The organism is Streptomyces sp. NPDC051315, assembly GCF_044455165.1.
Taxonomy (GTDB): Bacteria; Actinomycetota; Actinomycetes; order Streptomycetales; family Streptomycetaceae; genus Streptomyces.
In genome coordinates, this window is record NZ_JBITEN010000002.1 from 250,460 (window position 1) to 266,466 (window position 16,007).

Annotated in this window: 16 protein-coding genes; 10 read left to right on the forward strand and 6 right to left on the reverse strand. The window is 73.7% G+C overall.

Annotation, left to right across the window (positions count from 1 at the left end; translation table 11 throughout):
- Window positions 1-29 precede the first annotated feature (29 nt).
- Window positions 30-713: a glycerophosphodiester phosphodiesterase gene (locus ACIBBD_RS04370; protein WP_399417766.1), complete on the forward strand. Its 684-nt coding sequence runs from the start codon at window positions 30-32 to the stop codon at window positions 711-713.
- A gap of 17 nt (window positions 714-730) precedes the next feature.
- On the opposite strand, the gene ACIBBD_RS04375 is transcribed toward ACIBBD_RS04370, so the two are convergent.
- Window positions 731-1,270 (reverse strand): GNAT family N-acetyltransferase, encoded by a 540-nt coding sequence (locus ACIBBD_RS04375; RefSeq protein ID WP_399417767.1) that lies wholly within the window; start codon window positions 1,268-1,270, stop codon window positions 731-733.
- Window positions 1,271-1,339: 69 nt separating this feature from the next.
- Here ACIBBD_RS04375 and ACIBBD_RS04380 point away from each other — a divergent pair, with 69 nt between their 5' ends.
- Entirely contained in the window at window positions 1,340-1,732 is a 393-nt protein-coding gene (locus tag ACIBBD_RS04380) for a VOC family protein (RefSeq protein WP_399417768.1), read from the forward strand.
- 487 nt (window positions 1,733-2,219) lie between these two features.
- On the opposite strand, the gene ACIBBD_RS04385 is transcribed toward ACIBBD_RS04380, so the two are convergent.
- Window positions 2,220-2,894 carry a MarR family winged helix-turn-helix transcriptional regulator gene (locus ACIBBD_RS04385; protein WP_399417769.1) on the reverse strand — a complete coding sequence of 225 codons (675 nt, stop codon included), beginning with the start codon at window positions 2,892-2,894 and terminating at the stop codon, window positions 2,220-2,222.
- Window positions 2,891-4,537, reverse strand: a complete 1,647-nt coding sequence (locus tag ACIBBD_RS04390; RefSeq protein ID WP_399417770.1) for an FUSC family protein — start codon at window positions 4,535-4,537, stop codon at window positions 2,891-2,893. Before ACIBBD_RS04390 ends, ACIBBD_RS04385 begins: the two co-directional genes overlap by 4 nt.
- 195 nt (window positions 4,538-4,732) lie before the next feature.
- Here ACIBBD_RS04390 and ACIBBD_RS04395 point away from each other — a divergent pair, with 195 nt between their 5' ends.
- From ACIBBD_RS04395 to ACIBBD_RS04415, 5 genes are all read left to right on the forward strand, one after another.
- A complete protein-coding gene (locus ACIBBD_RS04395; protein WP_399417771.1) occupies window positions 4,733-5,275 on the forward strand; it encodes a DUF5134 domain-containing protein in 543 nt (180 codons plus the stop codon).
- Window positions 5,276-5,403: 128 nt separating this feature from the next.
- Window positions 5,404-6,339, forward strand: a complete 936-nt coding sequence (locus tag ACIBBD_RS04400) for a M56 family metallopeptidase (protein WP_399417772.1) — start codon at window positions 5,404-5,406, stop codon at window positions 6,337-6,339.
- A 68-nt stretch (window positions 6,340-6,407) separates the two neighbouring features.
- Window positions 6,408-7,079 (forward strand): phosphatase PAP2 family protein, encoded by a 672-nt coding sequence (locus ACIBBD_RS04405; RefSeq protein ID WP_399417773.1) that lies wholly within the window; start codon window positions 6,408-6,410, stop codon window positions 7,077-7,079.
- A 163-nt stretch (window positions 7,080-7,242) separates the two neighbouring features.
- Window positions 7,243-7,932: an HAD family hydrolase gene (locus ACIBBD_RS04410; RefSeq protein ID WP_399418127.1), complete on the forward strand. Its 690-nt coding sequence runs from the start codon at window positions 7,243-7,245 to the stop codon at window positions 7,930-7,932.
- Between the two features lie 240 nt (window positions 7,933-8,172).
- Window positions 8,173-8,847 carry a TetR/AcrR family transcriptional regulator gene (locus ACIBBD_RS04415; protein WP_399417774.1) on the forward strand — a complete coding sequence of 225 codons (675 nt, stop codon included), beginning with the start codon at window positions 8,173-8,175 and terminating at the stop codon, window positions 8,845-8,847.
- Here the strand turns inward: ACIBBD_RS04415 and ACIBBD_RS04420 are convergent.
- Window positions 8,835-10,337 carry an LVIVD repeat-containing protein gene (locus tag ACIBBD_RS04420; RefSeq protein ID WP_399417775.1) on the reverse strand — a complete coding sequence of 501 codons (1,503 nt, stop codon included), beginning with the start codon at window positions 10,335-10,337 and terminating at the stop codon, window positions 8,835-8,837. The two genes, ACIBBD_RS04415 and ACIBBD_RS04420, sit on opposite strands and share 13 nt — an antisense overlap.
- A 199-nt stretch (window positions 10,338-10,536) precedes the next feature.
- Between ACIBBD_RS04420 and ACIBBD_RS04425 the strand changes: the two genes are divergently transcribed.
- Window positions 10,537-11,181, forward strand: a complete 645-nt coding sequence (locus ACIBBD_RS04425) for a DUF305 domain-containing protein (protein ID WP_399417776.1) — start codon at window positions 10,537-10,539, stop codon at window positions 11,179-11,181.
- A gap of 224 nt (window positions 11,182-11,405) precedes the next feature.
- Here ACIBBD_RS04425 and ACIBBD_RS04430 read toward each other — a convergent pair whose 3' ends face one another.
- Window positions 11,406-11,891, reverse strand: a complete 486-nt coding sequence (locus ACIBBD_RS04430; protein WP_399418128.1) for a DUF6214 family protein — start codon at window positions 11,889-11,891, stop codon at window positions 11,406-11,408.
- Window positions 11,892-12,078: 187 nt separating this feature from the next.
- Between ACIBBD_RS04430 and ACIBBD_RS04435 the strand changes: the two genes are divergently transcribed.
- Window positions 12,079-13,452 carry an FAD-dependent oxidoreductase gene (locus tag ACIBBD_RS04435; RefSeq protein WP_399417777.1) on the forward strand — a complete coding sequence of 458 codons (1,374 nt, stop codon included), beginning with the start codon at window positions 12,079-12,081 and terminating at the stop codon, window positions 13,450-13,452.
- 93 nt (window positions 13,453-13,545) lie between these two features.
- Complete coding sequence (locus tag ACIBBD_RS04440; RefSeq protein ID WP_399417778.1) at window positions 13,546-15,006, forward strand: nucleobase:cation symporter-2 family protein; 1,461 nt, start codon at window positions 13,546-13,548, stop codon at window positions 15,004-15,006.
- Between the two features lie 139 nt (window positions 15,007-15,145).
- On the opposite strand, the gene ACIBBD_RS04445 is transcribed toward ACIBBD_RS04440, so the two are convergent.
- On the reverse strand, window positions 15,146-15,751 hold the full coding sequence (locus tag ACIBBD_RS04445; protein WP_399417779.1) for a DUF2087 domain-containing protein: 606 nt from the start codon (window positions 15,749-15,751) through the stop codon (window positions 15,146-15,148).
- Between the last annotated feature and the right edge of the window lie 256 nt (window positions 15,752-16,007).

Genomic DNA, 16,007 nt, shown 5'->3' on the forward strand with positions numbered 1-16,007 from the left:
CGCCGCCGTCGACGGAAGGCAGTCGAGTCTTGAACCTCCTCACCATCGGTCACCGCGGAGTCATGGGTGTCGAGCCCGAGAACACCCTCCGGTCGTTCGTCGCCGCCGAGCACGCCGGCCTCGACGTCGTCGAACTGGATCTGCACCTGAGCAAGGACGGCGCGCTCGTGGTCATGCACGACGCGGACGTGGACCGTACGACCGACGGGAGCGGGCCCGTCGCGGACCACACGCTCGCCGAGCTGCGCGCCCTCGACGCGGGGCGCGGGGAGCGGGTGCCGGTCTTCGAGGAGGTCCTGGAAGCGGTGTCGGTGCCGCTCCAGGCCGAGATCAAGGACGTGCAGGCCGCGCGGGCGCTCGCGCAGGCCATGCGCGAGCGGGATCTGGTGGAGCGGGTAGAGGTGTCCTCGTTCCACGACGAGGCCGTCGCCGAGATCTCCCGGCTGGTGCCCGGCGTGCGCACGGCCCTCATCGGCAGCCGCTACGGCCTCGACATCGTGGAGCGGGCCGTGGCCGTCGGCGCCGCGACCGTGTGCCTGAACATCCGGCGGCTGACCCTGGAGATCGTCGAACACGCCCGCGAGCACGACCTGCGGATCATCGGCTGGGTGGTCAACACCCCGGACCACCTGCGGCTGGTGCGCGCCCTGGAGCTGGACGGCGCGACCACCGACCATCCGGAGATCAAGCGCACCGGCCGCTTCACCGCGTGAGCCTCCCGGCGTGAGCGTCAGACCAGGGGCTTGACCAGCAGCTCGAACCGGAGGTCGTCGCGCTGGGGGATGCCGAAGCGCTCGTCACCGTAAGGGAAGGGGGTCATCCGTCCGGTACGGCGGTAGCCCCGGCGCTCGTACCAGGCGATGAGGTCGTCGCGCACCGAGATCACCGTCATGTGCATCTCGGTGACGCCCCAGGTCTCGCGGGCCCGGCGCTCGGCCTCCGCCAGGACGGTCCGGCCGAGTCCGCCGCCCTGGGCCGTGGGGCTGACCGCGAACAGTCCGAAGTATGCGTGCGCGCCGCGGTGTTCGAGCTGGCAGCAGGCGACGATCCGGCCGTCCCGCTCGGCGGCGAGCACCAGCCCGTCGGGTGACTTGATGATGTCGAGGACGCCCTCCGGATCGGTCCGCTGCCCCTCCAGGATGTCCGCCTCCGTGGTCCAGCCGGCCCGGCTGGACTCTCCCCGGTAGGCCGACTCGACGAGCGCGACGAGCGTGTCCACGTCCTCCTCGGTGGCGTCGCGGAAGCTGAGTTCGGTGGCGGTGGCGTCCATACGGGGGTCTCCGGTCTGCGGCACGGCTCGGGCACCGAAGAGCCTAACCCTGCTCTAGGCTCCGGTTGCATGGTGCATGTACTCAGCAGCAGGATCCTGCTCCGTCCCACCGATCCCGAGCGCTCCCGTGCCTTCTACGGCGAGCAGTTGGGCCTCGCCGTCCATCGTGAGTTCGGCACGGGGACGGAGCGGGGCACCGTCTACTTCCTCGGCGGGGGTTTCCTCGAGCTCTCGGGACGCTCGGAGGCCCCGCCGGACCCCGCCGTACGGCTGTGGATGCAGGTCCCCGACGTGGCGGCGGCCCAGGAGGAACTCCGGGAGAAGGGCGTGGAGATCGTCCGGCCGCCGGTGCAGGAGCCGTGGGGCCTGCTCGAGATGTGGATCGCGGACCCGGACGGGACCCCGATCGTGCTGGTGGAGGTGCCGGCGGACCATCCGCTGCGGTACCGGCCGGGGATCTGAGGCCGGCCGCTGCCGACGGACGCCGGGGCACGGGCCCGGGCTCGGCGTGCCGGAGGGGGTGACCCCGCGGGCCGATCCGTGGTCGCCCTCGCCCCGGCGGCGCCGCCTTCCATCTGTGGCAGGCGCGGACCTTACCGGGCGCCGGACCGTTCGACGCCCCCGGCCGCTCGGCCGGGTGGAGCTGATGTCCCCGCGACCCCGAGCGGGCCGAGGCCATCCGCACGACGGTGCACCCGCAGGGCGCGGTGTCCGGGGTGCACCGGGCGAGCGGTGAGAGGTGGGCGGCCGGGCGGCGACAGGAGCGGGCGCCGGGGACGGTGACCGGCCGTGGACCGCCGTGTCCGGCGACAGACGGTGACCCGCCGCGGTGGTCCGCCGCACCCGGCGACAGGCAGTGACCCACCGCGCCCGGTGACGTGAGGCGTCCGCGCGCGCCCGGCGGCGAAAGACGGTCGCCGCGGGGCGTCGGGCGCGCGGGGTGAGGGGGTCAGGCCCGCAGGCGCTGCAGGTGGCCTTCCAGGCGGCTCAGCAGCTCACCCAGCAGTTCCGCGAGTTCGCCCTGCCGGTCGCGGTCGAGGGCGGACAGTACGGCCCTCTCGTAGGCGAGTTGCTCGGGCAGGATGCCGTCGACCACGTCACGGCCGGCGTCGGTGAGGCGGACGTGGGCGACGCGGCGGTCGCGGGTGTCGCCGCGTCGCTCGACGAGGCCGCGTTCGGTGAGCTGCTTGAGGCGTTTGGTGACGGCGGCGCCCGAGGAGAAGGTCTCGCGGGCCAGGTCACCCGGGGTCAGCTCGCGGCCGGTGCGCCGCAGCGCGCCGAGCAGGTCGAACTCGGGGCGGCTCAGGCCCGCCCGGCGCAGGGGGGCGTCCTCGGCCTGCTGGAGGAGGGCGGCGCAGCGGTTGACGCGGCCGATGATCTCCATGGGGGCGGTGTCGAGGTCGGGGTGGACGGTGCGCCACTGCGCCACGACCGCGGCGACGGTGTCGCCCCGGGCCCCCTCCCCGGGGACACCGCGCCGGGGAGTGCCGTCTCCGGGAATGCCTCGCTCCCCGAGGTCTCCGCCTGCGGGGGCCCCGTCCCCGGCGGTCCCGTCCCCGGGGGCTTCGGATCGCCCCCGCGCTCCACCGTCCCCGCCGACAGGCCGTCCCTGCGTCGCCGTCATGGCCGTACGCCCTCCGTTCTCGCGCTGGTGTCCCGGGCCGGGAGCAGTCCCTGGCGCCGTACCGTCGCGGCGAGCGTACGGTGTCCGGACTGCTCGGCCGCGACGACCCGCTCCTCGGGCAGCGCCCGCTGCCACCACTCGCCGGACGCGGCGTCGGCGGTGGCCCGCAGGTCGACCAGGGCGGCGGCGAGGCCACGGCGGGCGGACTCCAGGGCGCCGGGGGCGGGGCTCGGCTCCGTCAGGAGGCGGGCGGCGTGCTCGCGGGCCCGTTCGACGGCCGTCAGGGCGTGTCCGAGGCGGTCGCCGGCCCGGCGGTTGGTGACGGCGACCGCGGCGGCGAAGCCGACCAGGGCACCGACGAAGGTGTCCACCACCCGTTCCGTGATCAGCTCCCCCGCGTCCTGGTAGCGGGTGAACTCGGTGATCAGGAGGGCCATCGGGGTCACACAGACGCTGCCGAGCCAGTAGTTGCGGCTGATCAGCGCCTCCGCGCCGAAGTTGAGGGCGAGGCAGACGAGGACCAGGGCCGCCTGATGGAGGTGGGCGACCGGGACGATCACGGCGAAGGCCAGAACGCCGACGAGGTTGCCGACGACCCGCTGGACGCCACGGCTCCAGGTGAGGGTGACGTTCGCCTGATAGAGGGAGGCGGCGGTGACCAGAGCCCAGTAGGGGCGGCCGATGCCGAGCGCGAGGGAGGCGTGTCCGGCGAGGGCGCAGCCCAGTGCGGTGCGCACGGCGAGTGGGGTGAGGGGGCCGAGCCGGCGCCACAGGGGCGGCTGTCCGGCGGCGCGCTCGGCGTCGACGCCGAGGAGTTCGTCGTCGTCCGGGAGCCCGTCGGGGCACGGGACCGGTTCCGTGCCGCGCAGTGCGCGGGCCCAGGTGCGCAGGCGGTCCGGGTCCGTGTCGGCGGGCGCGGCGAGGGCCACCTCGGCGCGGACGACGAGCCGTTCCAGGGCGCGGCTCGTGTCCCCGCCGCGGGACGACAGCAGCGTCTGCCAGGCGGCCTGCACGGTGGCTGCCGCGGCGGCTCGGGCGCGGGCGTGACCCTCACCGGTCCCGCGCGTGGCGGCGTACGCGGCGGCCGTGTCCAGGGCCCGGGCGGTGGCCCGGCGCTCCGGGCCGTGCGGGCGCAGCAGGCCCGGTGCCATCCCGACGACCCAGGACCAGGCGCCCGCGGCGAGGGCCAGACCCAGATGGGCGGGGACCTGCCCCGGGGTCTGCGGCGTGAACAGCGCGGCGGAGCTGATGAAGGTGAGGACGACGTTGCCGGGCGGGCCGATGCGGGTCGCGTCGCAGAGGACCTTCTGCGCGGCGGCGAGCAGGGCGCCGACGGTGACGAGGACGGCGGCGTTCGCGGCGAGCGAGGCGGCCAGCAGGGCGACGGCCAGCCCGCCGGTCATGCCGAGGACCACCCAGGCCAGGGCACGGGCCCGGGCGGCGTACGGGCGGTTGTGGGCGTACAGGGCGCACAGGGACCCGGCCATCGTGTACATCGCCAGGTCGAGGCGGCCGAGGGCCAGCAGCGTCAGGTTCGGCGGGGCGACCGCGGGGACCACGCTCAGAGCCGGCTTGAACCAGATGTCGGAGGGGCGGCCGAGCCGCAGGACGCCGGCGAGCGGGAGACGGGTCGTACTACTCATACCCGTCAATTTAGCATGTGTTTTACTCGTAAAACACTTCGGCCGCCCCGCTATGGGTCATGTCACCTCCGTCCGGCGGTCCGGTCACCTGCCGTGCTCCGCCGACCGCTCCCCGTGTACACCCTTGCGCTCGCGTGCGCTCCGCGTGTCCCGGGCATCGCATCCCTGGACCGACCGTCGAGCGGGGAGGTGCGCGTGCACGGAACGGCTTCGCCCGGCTGGCTGCTGGTCGCGCTGTGTGCGGCGAGCGGCGCCTACTGCCTGCTGCGGATGCGCAGCGCGGACGAGGAGCAGCGCCGGGCGGCGGGCGGCGAGGCGCTGATGGGTTTCGGCATGGCGGTGATGGCCGTGCCCGCGGCGGCGTTCACCCCGCCGGGGTGGGCCTGGGCGGCGTACGCGGCGGTGTTCGGCACGGCCGCGCTGCGGGCCCTGTGGGCGGCCCGCGCGAGCGCCCACCATCTGCACCACCTGGTGGGGGCCTCGGCCATGGTCTACATGGCGGCCGTGATGGCCGCCTCCCCCGGCGCGGGGCACGCCCACGGCGGCTCCGGGGTCCCGCCGCTCACGGGCGCGCTGCTGCTGTACTTCGCGGGATACGTCCTCGTCTCCGGGGTCCGGCTGCTGCCGGTGGCCGCGGCGGCGGGGAGCCCGGTCGCGTGGAGCGACCGGCCGGAACTGGCGCGCGTGTGCCGGTTGTCGATGGGGATCGGGATGCTCGCGATGCTCCTGACGGTGTGACGCTCGGGGGTGCGGGCGCGACAGCTTCGGCGGGGGTGCCGCACCCGCCGGCCCGCGGTCGTGGTCTGCGTCACTTTGCCGTGACGAGCCGTACCCGTGAGCGGTGCGCCGCTCATAAGGTGCTCCCCATGATGGTCCCCGCGGTCCTGCTGCTGCTCGCTGCCCTGACCGCCGTCGTCGGCCCCCGGCTGCTCGCCCGGGCCGACTGGCCGGACCGTGAACCGGTGGTCGCGTTGTGGGCGTGGCAGTGCGTGGTGGCGGCGGTGCTGCTGTGCTGCGCGCTGTCGATGACCCTGAGCGCGGCGGCGGCCTGGCAGGCGGTGCGCGGACACGTCTTCGCGCCGGCCCCGCGCGGGGTCGTGGAGGCCTACGCCCTGAGTGCGACGGGCCCCTGGGCGGCGGCGACCGCGGTGGCGCTCGCGAGCGCCGGGCTGTGGAGCGGGGCGATGCTGGTGCGGGAGATCGCCAGGGCCCGCACCCGCCGTCGGCGCCGACGGGCCGAACTGCTGCTGCGGGCCCCGCAGTTGCCGGGTGAGGAGCCCGCGAGCGGACCGCTGGTGGTGCTGGAGAGCGAGCGGCCCGACGCCTGGTGGCTGCCGGGCGGGTCGCCTCGGCTGGTGGTGACCACCGCGGCGTTGCGGCGGCTGAAGGGGCGTCAGCTCGACGCGGTCCTCGCACACGAGCAGGGGCACGCCCAGGCGCGGCACGACTGGCTGCTGCACTGCTCGGCCGCGCTGGCCAACGGCTTCCCGCAGGTGCCGGTGTTCGCCGCGTTCCGCGCCGAGATGCACCGGCTGGTCGAGCTCGCCGCCGACGACATGGCCTCCCGTCGCTTCGGCCGCCTGACGACCGCGCTCGCGCTGGTGGAACTGAACGAGGACCGGGGCGTTTTCGGCCCCTCCCCCACCCCCCAGGCGCACGTCCCGCAGCGGGTGCACCGGCTGCTCACACCCCCGGACCGGCTCACCGCGGCCCGCAGACTGCGCCTGACGGCCGCAGCCGCGCTGGTGCCGGTGATCCCGGTGCTGGTGACTCTGGTGCCGGGCCTGCGCGCGCTCGGCTGAGTCACCCCGCCGGCAGGAAGTCGCCCCCGGGTTGGCTTGGGCCGCGGCCGTTCGGCAAGGATCACACCATGCACAACCCGTCCGTCGACTCCCCGCCCACCCCGTCGCCCTACCGCGCGGCCGTCCGCACCGGACTCGTGCTGGGGCTGTGCTCCCTCCTGCTCCTGGTCCTGGTGTGGACCGAGTGGCACCCCCTGACCTCCGCCGACGGCGACGTCTCCCGCACGGCCCACCGCTGGGCCGTCGCCGACCCCGACGTCACGCAGGCCTGCCGCATCCTCACCGACTGGGTCTGGGACCCGCTGACGATGCGCCTGCTGTGCGCGGCGGTCGCCGGCTGGCTGGTGTGGCGCCGCTCGGCGTGGTGGACGGCGGTGTGGCTGGTCACCGCCTCGGCCGTGGGCACGGTCCTCCAGCAGGGCCTCAAGGCCGTGGTCGGCCGCGAACGCCCCGTGTGGCCCGACCCCGTGGACTCCGCCCACTACGCGGCCTACCCCTCCGGTCACGCCCTCACGGCCACCGTCGTCCTCGGCCTCCTCCTGTGGCTCCTGTACCGCCACCGAGTCGGCCCCGCCGTGTGGCGTACGGCGGTGGCGGTGGCCGTCGTCTCCGTGGTGGGCGTGGGGCTGACCCGCGTGTGGCTGGGCGTCCACTGGCCCACGGACGTCCTCGGCGGGTGGCTGATGGGGACGATGGTGGTGGCCCTGGCGATCGCGGCCCACCTGCGCTGGCGTCCGTGAGCGCGCCGCGACCACGCCGGCGTCGGAGGCCCGGACGGATTCCCGCACGCCCTGGTCCTCCGGCGCTGCGAGCGCAGCCGGGAGGTGTGGTCTCGAGCGTGTCCGCGGCGATTTTCCCGATCCCGCGGCGTCGGCCCGTCGCGTCCGTAGGATCGACCGCGTGATCGCCGCCGTGCTGTTCGACTTCTCCGGGACGCTCTTCCGTGTCGAGTCCGCCGAGTCCTGGCTGCGGGCCGTGCTCGACGTGGCCGGTGTCGAGCTGCCCGAGGCGGAGGTCGTCGCGACGGCCCGGGCGCTCGAGCGGGCCGGTGCGCTGCCGGGCGGGGCGGCTCCGGTACGGGTGCCCGAGGAGGTGGCCGGCCTGTGGCGGGTGCGGGACGAGAGCGCCGAACTGCACCGGGCCGCGTACACCGGCCTCTCCCGTCAGGTGCCGCTGCCCCATCCCGCCCTGCACGACGCGCTGTACGACCGGCACATGACGCCGGCCGCCTGGACGCCGTACCCGGACGCCCCGCAGGTGCTGGGCGCGCTGCGGGAGCGCGGGGTGCGCGTGGGTGTGGTGAGCAACATCGGCTGGGATCTGCGGCCGGTCTTCCGTGAGCACGGCCTCGACCCGTTCGTCGACGCGTACGTGCTGTCGTACGAGCACGGCGTGCAGAAGCCGCATCCGCGCCTGTTCGAGACGGCGTGCGCGGCGCTGGGGGTGGAGCCGCGGACGACACTGATGGTGGGCGACGACCGGCGGGCGGACGGCGGGGCCGCGGCGCTGGGCTGCGGGGTGCACTTCGTTGACCACCTGCCGGCGGCCGAACGGCCCGACGGGCTGCGGCCGGTGCTGGACCTGATCGGCTGAGCCCCACCGGAAGGCCGCTGTCCGCGACCGGGAACGAAACAAGACTCGAAGCCGGAAACGGAACCGGAAGCGAACCGGTCCGAAAGGAGCCTCAGGCCACCATCGGGGGGAAAGCACGCCCACTCTGGACGATCCCCCGCGTCGCCCAGAGCAGGCGGCCGCCCGGCGCGCTCCGAGCGGAGCCGGCCGGGATGCGCTGAGTATAGTTGGCTGGCAGCCAGTCAACGCAGGAGTTACAGCATGTCCCCGCGCAGCGCCTCGGTCAATGAAGAATTGCGGCGGCGCTCCCGCGAGCGACTCCTGCAAGCCGCGGTCGAGTTGGTGAGCGAGCGCGGGTACGAGGCCACGACGCTCGGCGACATAGCGGACCGGTCGGGCTCGGCACGCGGACTGGTGTCGTACTACTTCCCCGGCAAACGCCAGTTGGTGCAGTCGGCCGTGCACCGGCTGATGCACCGCACGCTCGAGGAGGCGCTGGAGCGGGAGCCGTGCGCCGAGGACGGCCGGGAGCGGATGGCGCGGGCCATCGACGCGATCCTGGGACTGGCCCGGGACCAAACGGTGCTGATGCGCCAGCACATGGCGGGGATGCTCCAGGGGGAGGGCTTCGTGCAGTGTCCGGAGCAGCGGCGGCTGGCCGAGCTGCTGCGGGACACGGTGGCCCGGCACGGCTCGCGGGACGTCGACACCGACTATCCCCTGCTGCGCGCCCTGCTCATGGGCTCCGTCTACGCGATGGTGCTGCCCAACGCGGGGATGCCGCTGACCCCGGTGCGCGCCGAGCTGTTCACGCGCTACCGGCTCGACTGGGAGCTGGGGGTCCCGCCGGACGCCGAGGCGCCCGGCGGGAGGTGTGACACGGACCTGTCGCGGTTCTTCGCGACGGAACCGCCGACCGCCGATCAGTCGAAGTAGTCCGGCTGTGTCTGGACGTTGAGCTCGGACAGCCGGACGTACTTGGCCGGATCCGTGCGCCGGTCGTTGACCTTCAGCACGTCCAGGCCCTTGGCGATGTCGTTCGAGTAGATGTAGCCGTTGTAGTAGTACGCCGACCAGGAGCCGGCGGTGGTCAGCCGCTCGGTGGTCACCGGGCCGCGCTCGAAGTAGGCGATCTCCTTCGGGTGGGCGGAGTCGGTGAAGTCCCAGACGGAGACACCGCCCTGGTACCAGGCCTGGACCATGAGGTCCTTGCCCTTGACCGGGATCAGCGAGCCGTTGTGGGCCACGCAGACCTCGACGTCCGCCTGGTGACGGTCGATCTTGAAGTAGCTGCGGAAGACCAGCTTGCGGTGGTCGCCCTTGCCGACGATGTCGTAGATGCCGTCGGCACCCCGGTTCGGACCGGTCTCGGCGTTGCAGGTGGCCGCGCCGCCGCCGCCCAGCTCGTCGGTGAAGACGACCTTGTTCGCCTTGAGGTTGAAGGTCGCCGAGTGCCAGAACGCGAAGTTCACGTTGTCCTGGACCTGGTCGATGATCTTCGGGTTCTCCGGGTCCTCGATCGAGAACAGGATGCCGTCGCCCATGCAGGCGCCGGCCGCCAGGTCCTTCTCCGGGAGCACGGTGATGTCGTGGCAGCCGGTCGTCTTGGAGACGCCCGGGTTGGTGGGCCCGCCCGGGTTGCCGCCGCCGTCCGGTCCCTCACCGGGGAAGAGGACGGGGAAGTTCACGATCGCGGCCTTCTCCGGCGCCTTGCGCGGCACCTTGATGATCGAGATGCCGTCGTGCGGAGGCTGGCAGTCGGGGTAGGCGGCGTTGGGCGAGTACGAGGAGACGTACACGTAGACGTTCCGGCGCTCGGGCACCAGCGTGTGGGTGTGCGAGCCGCAGGCGGTCTCGACGGCGGCGACGTACTGGGGGTTCTCCTTGTCGCTGATGTCGAAGATCTTCATGCCCTCCCAGGAGGACTTCTCGGTCGCGGGTTGCGTGGTGCTGTTGCAACTGCTGTCGCTGCGCGAGGAGTCGGTGGAGAGGAAGAGCAGGTCGCCGGAGACGGAGATGTCGTTCTGCGAGCCCGGGCAGAGCACCTGGGCGACGGACTTCGGCGCCTTGGGGTTGCTGATGTCGAAGATGCGGAAGCCGTCGTAGTTGCCGGCGAAGGCGTACTTGCCCTGGAAGGCCAGGTCCGAGTTGGTGCCGGTGAGCGCGTCCTTGGGGACGTTGGCGAGGTGTTCGATGTTGGCGGAGTGGACGATCTCGTCCTGGCCGGGTATCTCCCCCTCGGCGATCGCCTCGGCCACCTCGGCCTGCACGCCTCGGGACACCTCACGCTGCGCGGCGGGGCCGTCCCCCGGGTCGGGGGTCGCGGCCGCCGGGACCGCCGTGAGCAGCGCGGCCATGAGCCCAGCACAGGCCGCCGCAACTCCCAGCCGTCTGTGCCGCGTTCGAGGATCGTTCAACAGGGTCACTGCGTCCTCCCTTGCTACCGTTCTCGGGGAACGGTTCACGGTCCTCCGAAGTATCGTCTTCATCATGCACAGATCAACAGACGGCAACCCACTCGTAATGAATGTTTTTGATCAGCGGGGCCCCTACTCGTGCTAGGACGGTCCTCGGTCCCTGTCAGATCCTCACGGATCGTCAACCCCGCCACGCCAGGAGGTCGTTGTGCTCGTCCGCCGCGCTCCCCTCGTCACCGCCTCGCTGCTGGCGCTCGTCCTCGCGGGCTGTGACTCCGGGTCGGACCGCAACTCGGGGGCGGGGAGCGGGCCTTCGGTGATCGCACCGGGGATGCCGGGCGAGGAGAACCGGACACTGTCCGCCGAGGACGCGGCGGAGCAGCGCGCCGAGGACGACACCCCGAACTCGGCGGACGTCTCCTTCGCCCGCATGATGATCGAGCACCACGGCCAGGCCCTGGAGATGACCGCGCTCGCCCCGAAGCAGGCCGAGTCGGCCAAGGTGAAGGCGCTGGCCGGCCGCATCGCCGCCGCCCAGGGGCCGGAGATCGAGGCCATGAGGAGCTGGCTGACGACGCACGACAAGGACGGCGAGAGCGCGCCGAGCGGCGGGCACGACCATGCCGCGATGCCCGGGATGGCCACCGAGGCACAGATGAAGCAACTGCGGGCGGCCCGCGGCAAGGCCTTCGACGAGCTGTTCCTCACCCTGATGATCACCCATCACGAGGGCGCCCTCACCATGGCCGCGGACGTCAAGGCGCAGGGGAACAACATCCGCATCGAGGAGATGGCGGACGACGTGGTCGCGGAGCAGACGACGGAGATCACACGGATGCGGGAGATGTTGTAGCGCCCGGCCGGCGGATCGGGTCGCGAGAGACCGGCGGGTTCCATCGGCGGAGGTTCCGTCGGCGAGGCCATCGGCGGGGGTTCCCTCAACGCGGGTGATCCGCTGATCCCCGCGCCGGCGGCATGATCCGCCGATTCCCACGCCCGCGGCGTGAGCCGGCGATCCCCGCGTCCGCGGCGTGACCCGCCGGACAGGCCCCGGGGCTCCTCGCCCGTACGGCGTTCTCAGCGCCGGGCGTGACGGGGCGCCAGGAAGCCGGCGTCCCGGGCCTGCGCGATCAGCCGCAGTGACCTGCGGCGGCTGTGGCCGGTCGCGCACATGACCGCGAGGACGGGGTCGGCGCCCTTCTCCTGGGCCGCGCGGTACTCCTGGGCGACCAGCCGGCGGCCCTTGACGCCGCGCGGCCAGGCGGGACGGGCCCTGCGCGGACCGTGACCGCCCTCCGGGCCCTCCTCGCCGCCCGAGGCACCCGTCTCGGGGACGCCCGCGCCGCACCGCTCGGACAGCGGCCCCTCGATCCAGCCCGCGAGCACCGTCAGGCCGGCCAGGGACAGGGCCGGCTGGGCCCGCACGTCCTCGACGGAGATCCGGCCCCGGGAGACGACCGCCAGCACCTCGACGCGCGCCCCGTCGGGAAACACCAGCCGGACGTCGTACCAGGAGGTCGCCACGTCGTCCTCCCGCACTTCCCACGCGGGCCACACGGACACCGTGCCGTCCTCGACGCGACGGTCGGAAAGATTGAGAAACGACGTTTCCAGCACGCACGGAACGTAACCGCGCGATCACTTTCCATACGAACGGACACGCACGCGCGCCCTACGCACAGCACCCACTCGGCGGTGCCATGCTGGAAGCACCAGAGTTCTCCTGCGCCTGGGGGTAAGGAGTTCGACCGTGCTGCGTGTCGCCGTCGTCGGCTCCGGGCCGAGTGGGGTCTACACCGCCCAGAGCCTCGTCCAGCAGGACCCCGAGGTGTTCGTCGACGTCCTGGACCGGCTGCCGTGCCCGTACGGACTCGTGCGGTACGGCGTCGCCCCGGACCACGAGAAGATCAAGTCGCTCCAGCAGAACCTGCGGACCGTCCTGGAGCACGACCGGGTGCGCTTCCTGGGCGGAGTGCGGGTCGGGGCGGGCGGGGTGCCCGTCGAGCGGCTGCGGGAGCTGTACCACGCGGTCGTGTACTGCGTGGGCGCCGCGGCGGACCGGCGGCTGGGTGTCCCCGGCGAGGACCTGCCGGGCAGCTGGTCGGCGACCGAGTTCGTGGCCTGGTACAGCGCCCACCCGGACGCCGTCACCGACGGCTTCCTCTCCGGCGCCCGCTCGGCCGTGGTGGTCGGCGTGGGGAACGTCGCGGTGGACGTCACGCGGATCCTGGCTCGCGGCGCGGCGGAGCTGAGCCCCACCGACATGCCGCAGGCGGCGCTGAGCGCGCTGGCCGCGAGCGAGGTGACCGAGATCCACATGGTGGGGCGGCGCGGCCCCTCCCAGGCCCGCTTCACCACCAAGGAGCTGCGGGAGCTGGGCGTCCTGCCGGACACCGACGTGGTCGTCGACGAGGCGGAGCTCGCCCTGGACCCCGCGTACGCCGACCCTGCCGCGCTGCCGGCGGCGCAGCGCCGCAACATCGAGGTGCTGCGCGGCTGGGCGGCCGCACCGTCGCGCGGGCTGCGGCGCCGGATCCACCTGCGGTTCTTCCTGCGGCCCGTCGAGCTGCTCGCCGACCGGGGCCGGGTGGGCGCGGTGCGCTTCGAGCGGACCGCCCCGGACGGGCGCGGCGGGGTGACGGGGACCGGCCGGTACGAGGAGTTGGAGGCGCAGCTGGTGCTGCGGTCGGTGGGCTACCGCGGAGTGCCGCTGGAGGGAGTGCCGTTCGACCCCGAGCGGGGCACGGTGCCGCACCTCGCCGGGCGGGTGCTGCGCGCGGGCGCCGTGGCGCCGGGCGAGTACGTGGCCGGCTGGATCAAGCGGGGCCCGACCGGTGTCATCGGCACCAACCGGCCGTGCGCGAAGGAGACGGTGGCGTCCCTGCTCGAGGACGCCCCCGTCCTCGTGCGGCGGGAGCTGCGCGGTGATCCGGTGCCGCTGCTGCGGGAGGCCGGTGCGGAGCCGGTCGAGTGGGCCGGGTGGCTGGCGATCGAGCGGGCCGAGGCGGAGCTGGGGGCCTCGCTGGGGCGGGGTGTGGTGAAGCTGCCGGACTGGGCGTCGCTGCGGGCGGCGGCGGGTACGACACCGCCCGGTGTACAGGACACACGTCGGCAACATCGGTGAAATCAACAAACTGTTTAACCCTCGTACGGTCTCGTGCTGTCCGGATGTCGCCACCCCCCGCTGCCCTTCCTCCCCCGCCGCTCTGGAGTGCCCATGGCCACGACCGCGCCCGTTCATCCCGTCGACGAAGTGCCCCCCGCACGGCAGTTGGCCGCCTTCGGCCTCCAGCACGTGCTCGCGATGTACGCGGGCGCGGTGGCCGTCCCGCTGATCGTGGGCAGCGCGATGAAGCTCTCCCCCGCCGACCTGGCGTACCTGATCACCGCGGACCTGTTGATCTGCGGTGTCGCCACGCTCATCCAGTGCGTGGGCTTCTGGCGCTTCGGCGTTCGGCTGCCCATCATGCAGGGCTGTACGTTCGCGGCCGTCTCGCCGATGGTGCTGATCGGGACGACCGGCGGCGGACTGCCGGCCATCTACGGCTCGGTGATCGTGGCGGGCCTCGCGATCGTGCTGCTGGCGCCGGTGTTCGGCCGGCTCCTGAGGTTCTTCCCGCCGCTCGTCACGGGCACGGTGATCCTGATCATCGGCATCTCGCTGCTGCCGGTCGCGGGGAACTGGGCCGCGGGCGGGGCCGGTTCGGCGGACTTCGGGGAGCCGAAGAACCTCGCGCTCGCCGCGTTCGTGCTCGCGGTGGTGCTCGGCGTGCAGCGGTTCGCGCCGGCGTTCCTGAGCCGGATCGCGGTGCTGACCGGCATCGCGGTGGGCCTCGCGGTCGCCGTCCCCTTCGGCTTCACGGACTTCGGCGGGGTCGGCGACGCCGACTGGGTCGGGATCAGCACGCCGTTCCACTTCGGCGCACCCTCCTTCGAGGCGTCGGCGATCATCTCGATGCTGGTCGTGGCGCTGGTGTGCATGACCGAGACCACGGGTGACTTCATCGCGGTCGGCGAGATGACCGGGCGCGCGGTGGACCCGCGTTCCCTCTCCGACGGCCTGCGCGCCGACGGCCTGTCGACCGTCCTGGGCGGCGTCTTCAACACCTTCCCCTACACGGCGTACGCGCAGAACGTCGGCCTGGTCGGCATGACCCGGGTGCGCAGCCGCTGGGTCGTCGCCGCCGCCGGCGGCATCCTGGTCCTGCTCGGCCTGCTGCCGAAGCTGGGCGCGGTGGTCGCGGCGATTCCGGCCCCGGTCCTGGGCGGCGCGGGCCTGGTGATGTTCGGGACGGTCGCGGCGAGCGGCCTGCGCACTCTGGCCGAGGTCGACTTCAGGGGGAACCACAATCTGACGGTGGTGGCCGTGTCGGTGGCGATGGGCGTGCTGCCGGTCGGCGTCCCGACGGTCTACGAGAAGTTCCCCGACTGGTTCCAGACGGTGATGAACAGCGGGATCAGCGCGGGCTGCGTGACCGCGATCGTGCTGAACCTGCTCTTCAACCACCTTCCGGCCAAGGGCGGTACGGAACCCGCCGGGGCGGCCGGCCCCTCCGGCGACGGCTCCGCGCAGGGCGGCGGCTCCGCGCAGGGCGGCGGCTCCGCGCAGGGCGACGGCTCCGCGCAGAGCGCTGGTTCCGCGCAGGCCGTCGGGAAGTCCCGGGAGGAGGTCGTGTAGGGCGCCTGCGCACGGGCCGCCCTCTTCGGCGGGCGCCCGTCGGGACCGTCCCGAGGGGCACCCGCCGACGACCGTCCCCTCCGGCGCCCCTTTCAGGGACCGTCCCGGCGGCCCCTCGGGGACCCGTCCCGGCGTCGCCTCAGGGACCGTCCCGGCGCCCCCAGGAGGCGCCCCGTGACCGCCGAGGTCGGTCGAGCAGCGCCGTGTCCTCGGGCGAGCGCCGGTAGACACCGTCCTGGCGGTCGAGGTGGTGCAGGTCGACCAGGTAGCGGCGCAGGGTGACGTGGTCGACCCCGCCGCCCTCGCACCAGGTCCGCAACCTGTCGTCGACCTCCCGCTCGGAGTACTCCCGGCCGGTCTCGAAGCTGTGCTCCGCGAGATGGCGCAGGACGACCTTCTTGCGCTCCCACTGGGCCGGCAGGCGCACCAGCCGCCCGCCGCGCAGGAACGTCCGCAGCAGCGTCTCCACTCGCTCGTCCCCTAAACCGTGGTCCTGCGGCGGCCCGGACACGGCCGCCGCGCGGGCCAGGCCGCGGAAGTGGTCGTACGACACGGTCAGCGCGCCGCCGTCCGACACGACGACCGCGCGGTCCTCCAGGCGGCGCAGCGCGCCGAGGGCGTCCCTGGCCGTCAGGCCGGTGCGCTCGACGACCTCGTCGGCGCTCCTGGCGCCCAGCGCCACGGCGGCGAAGGCGCGCACCCGGGTCTCGTCGGCGAACAGCCTCACCACGTCGTCGGACGTCATACTCGTCTCTCCTTCCGTCAGGACGGGGCGCCCGGTCCCGACGGAAGGACGGGGGCTCTCCCCGGCTCCCGGCTCCCGGCTCCCGGCTCCCGGCTCCCGGCTCCCGGCTCCCGGCTCCCGGCTCCCGGCGAAGCTACCCGCCGCCTTCCGCCGACCGCTCGGGATTTCCGCCCGCGCCGGCCCGTGGGTGACGGCCCGCGGCCCCCCGGGCCGGCCCCCCCGGGCCCCCGGGGCCCGTGTTGGGGGGGGTGGGGGA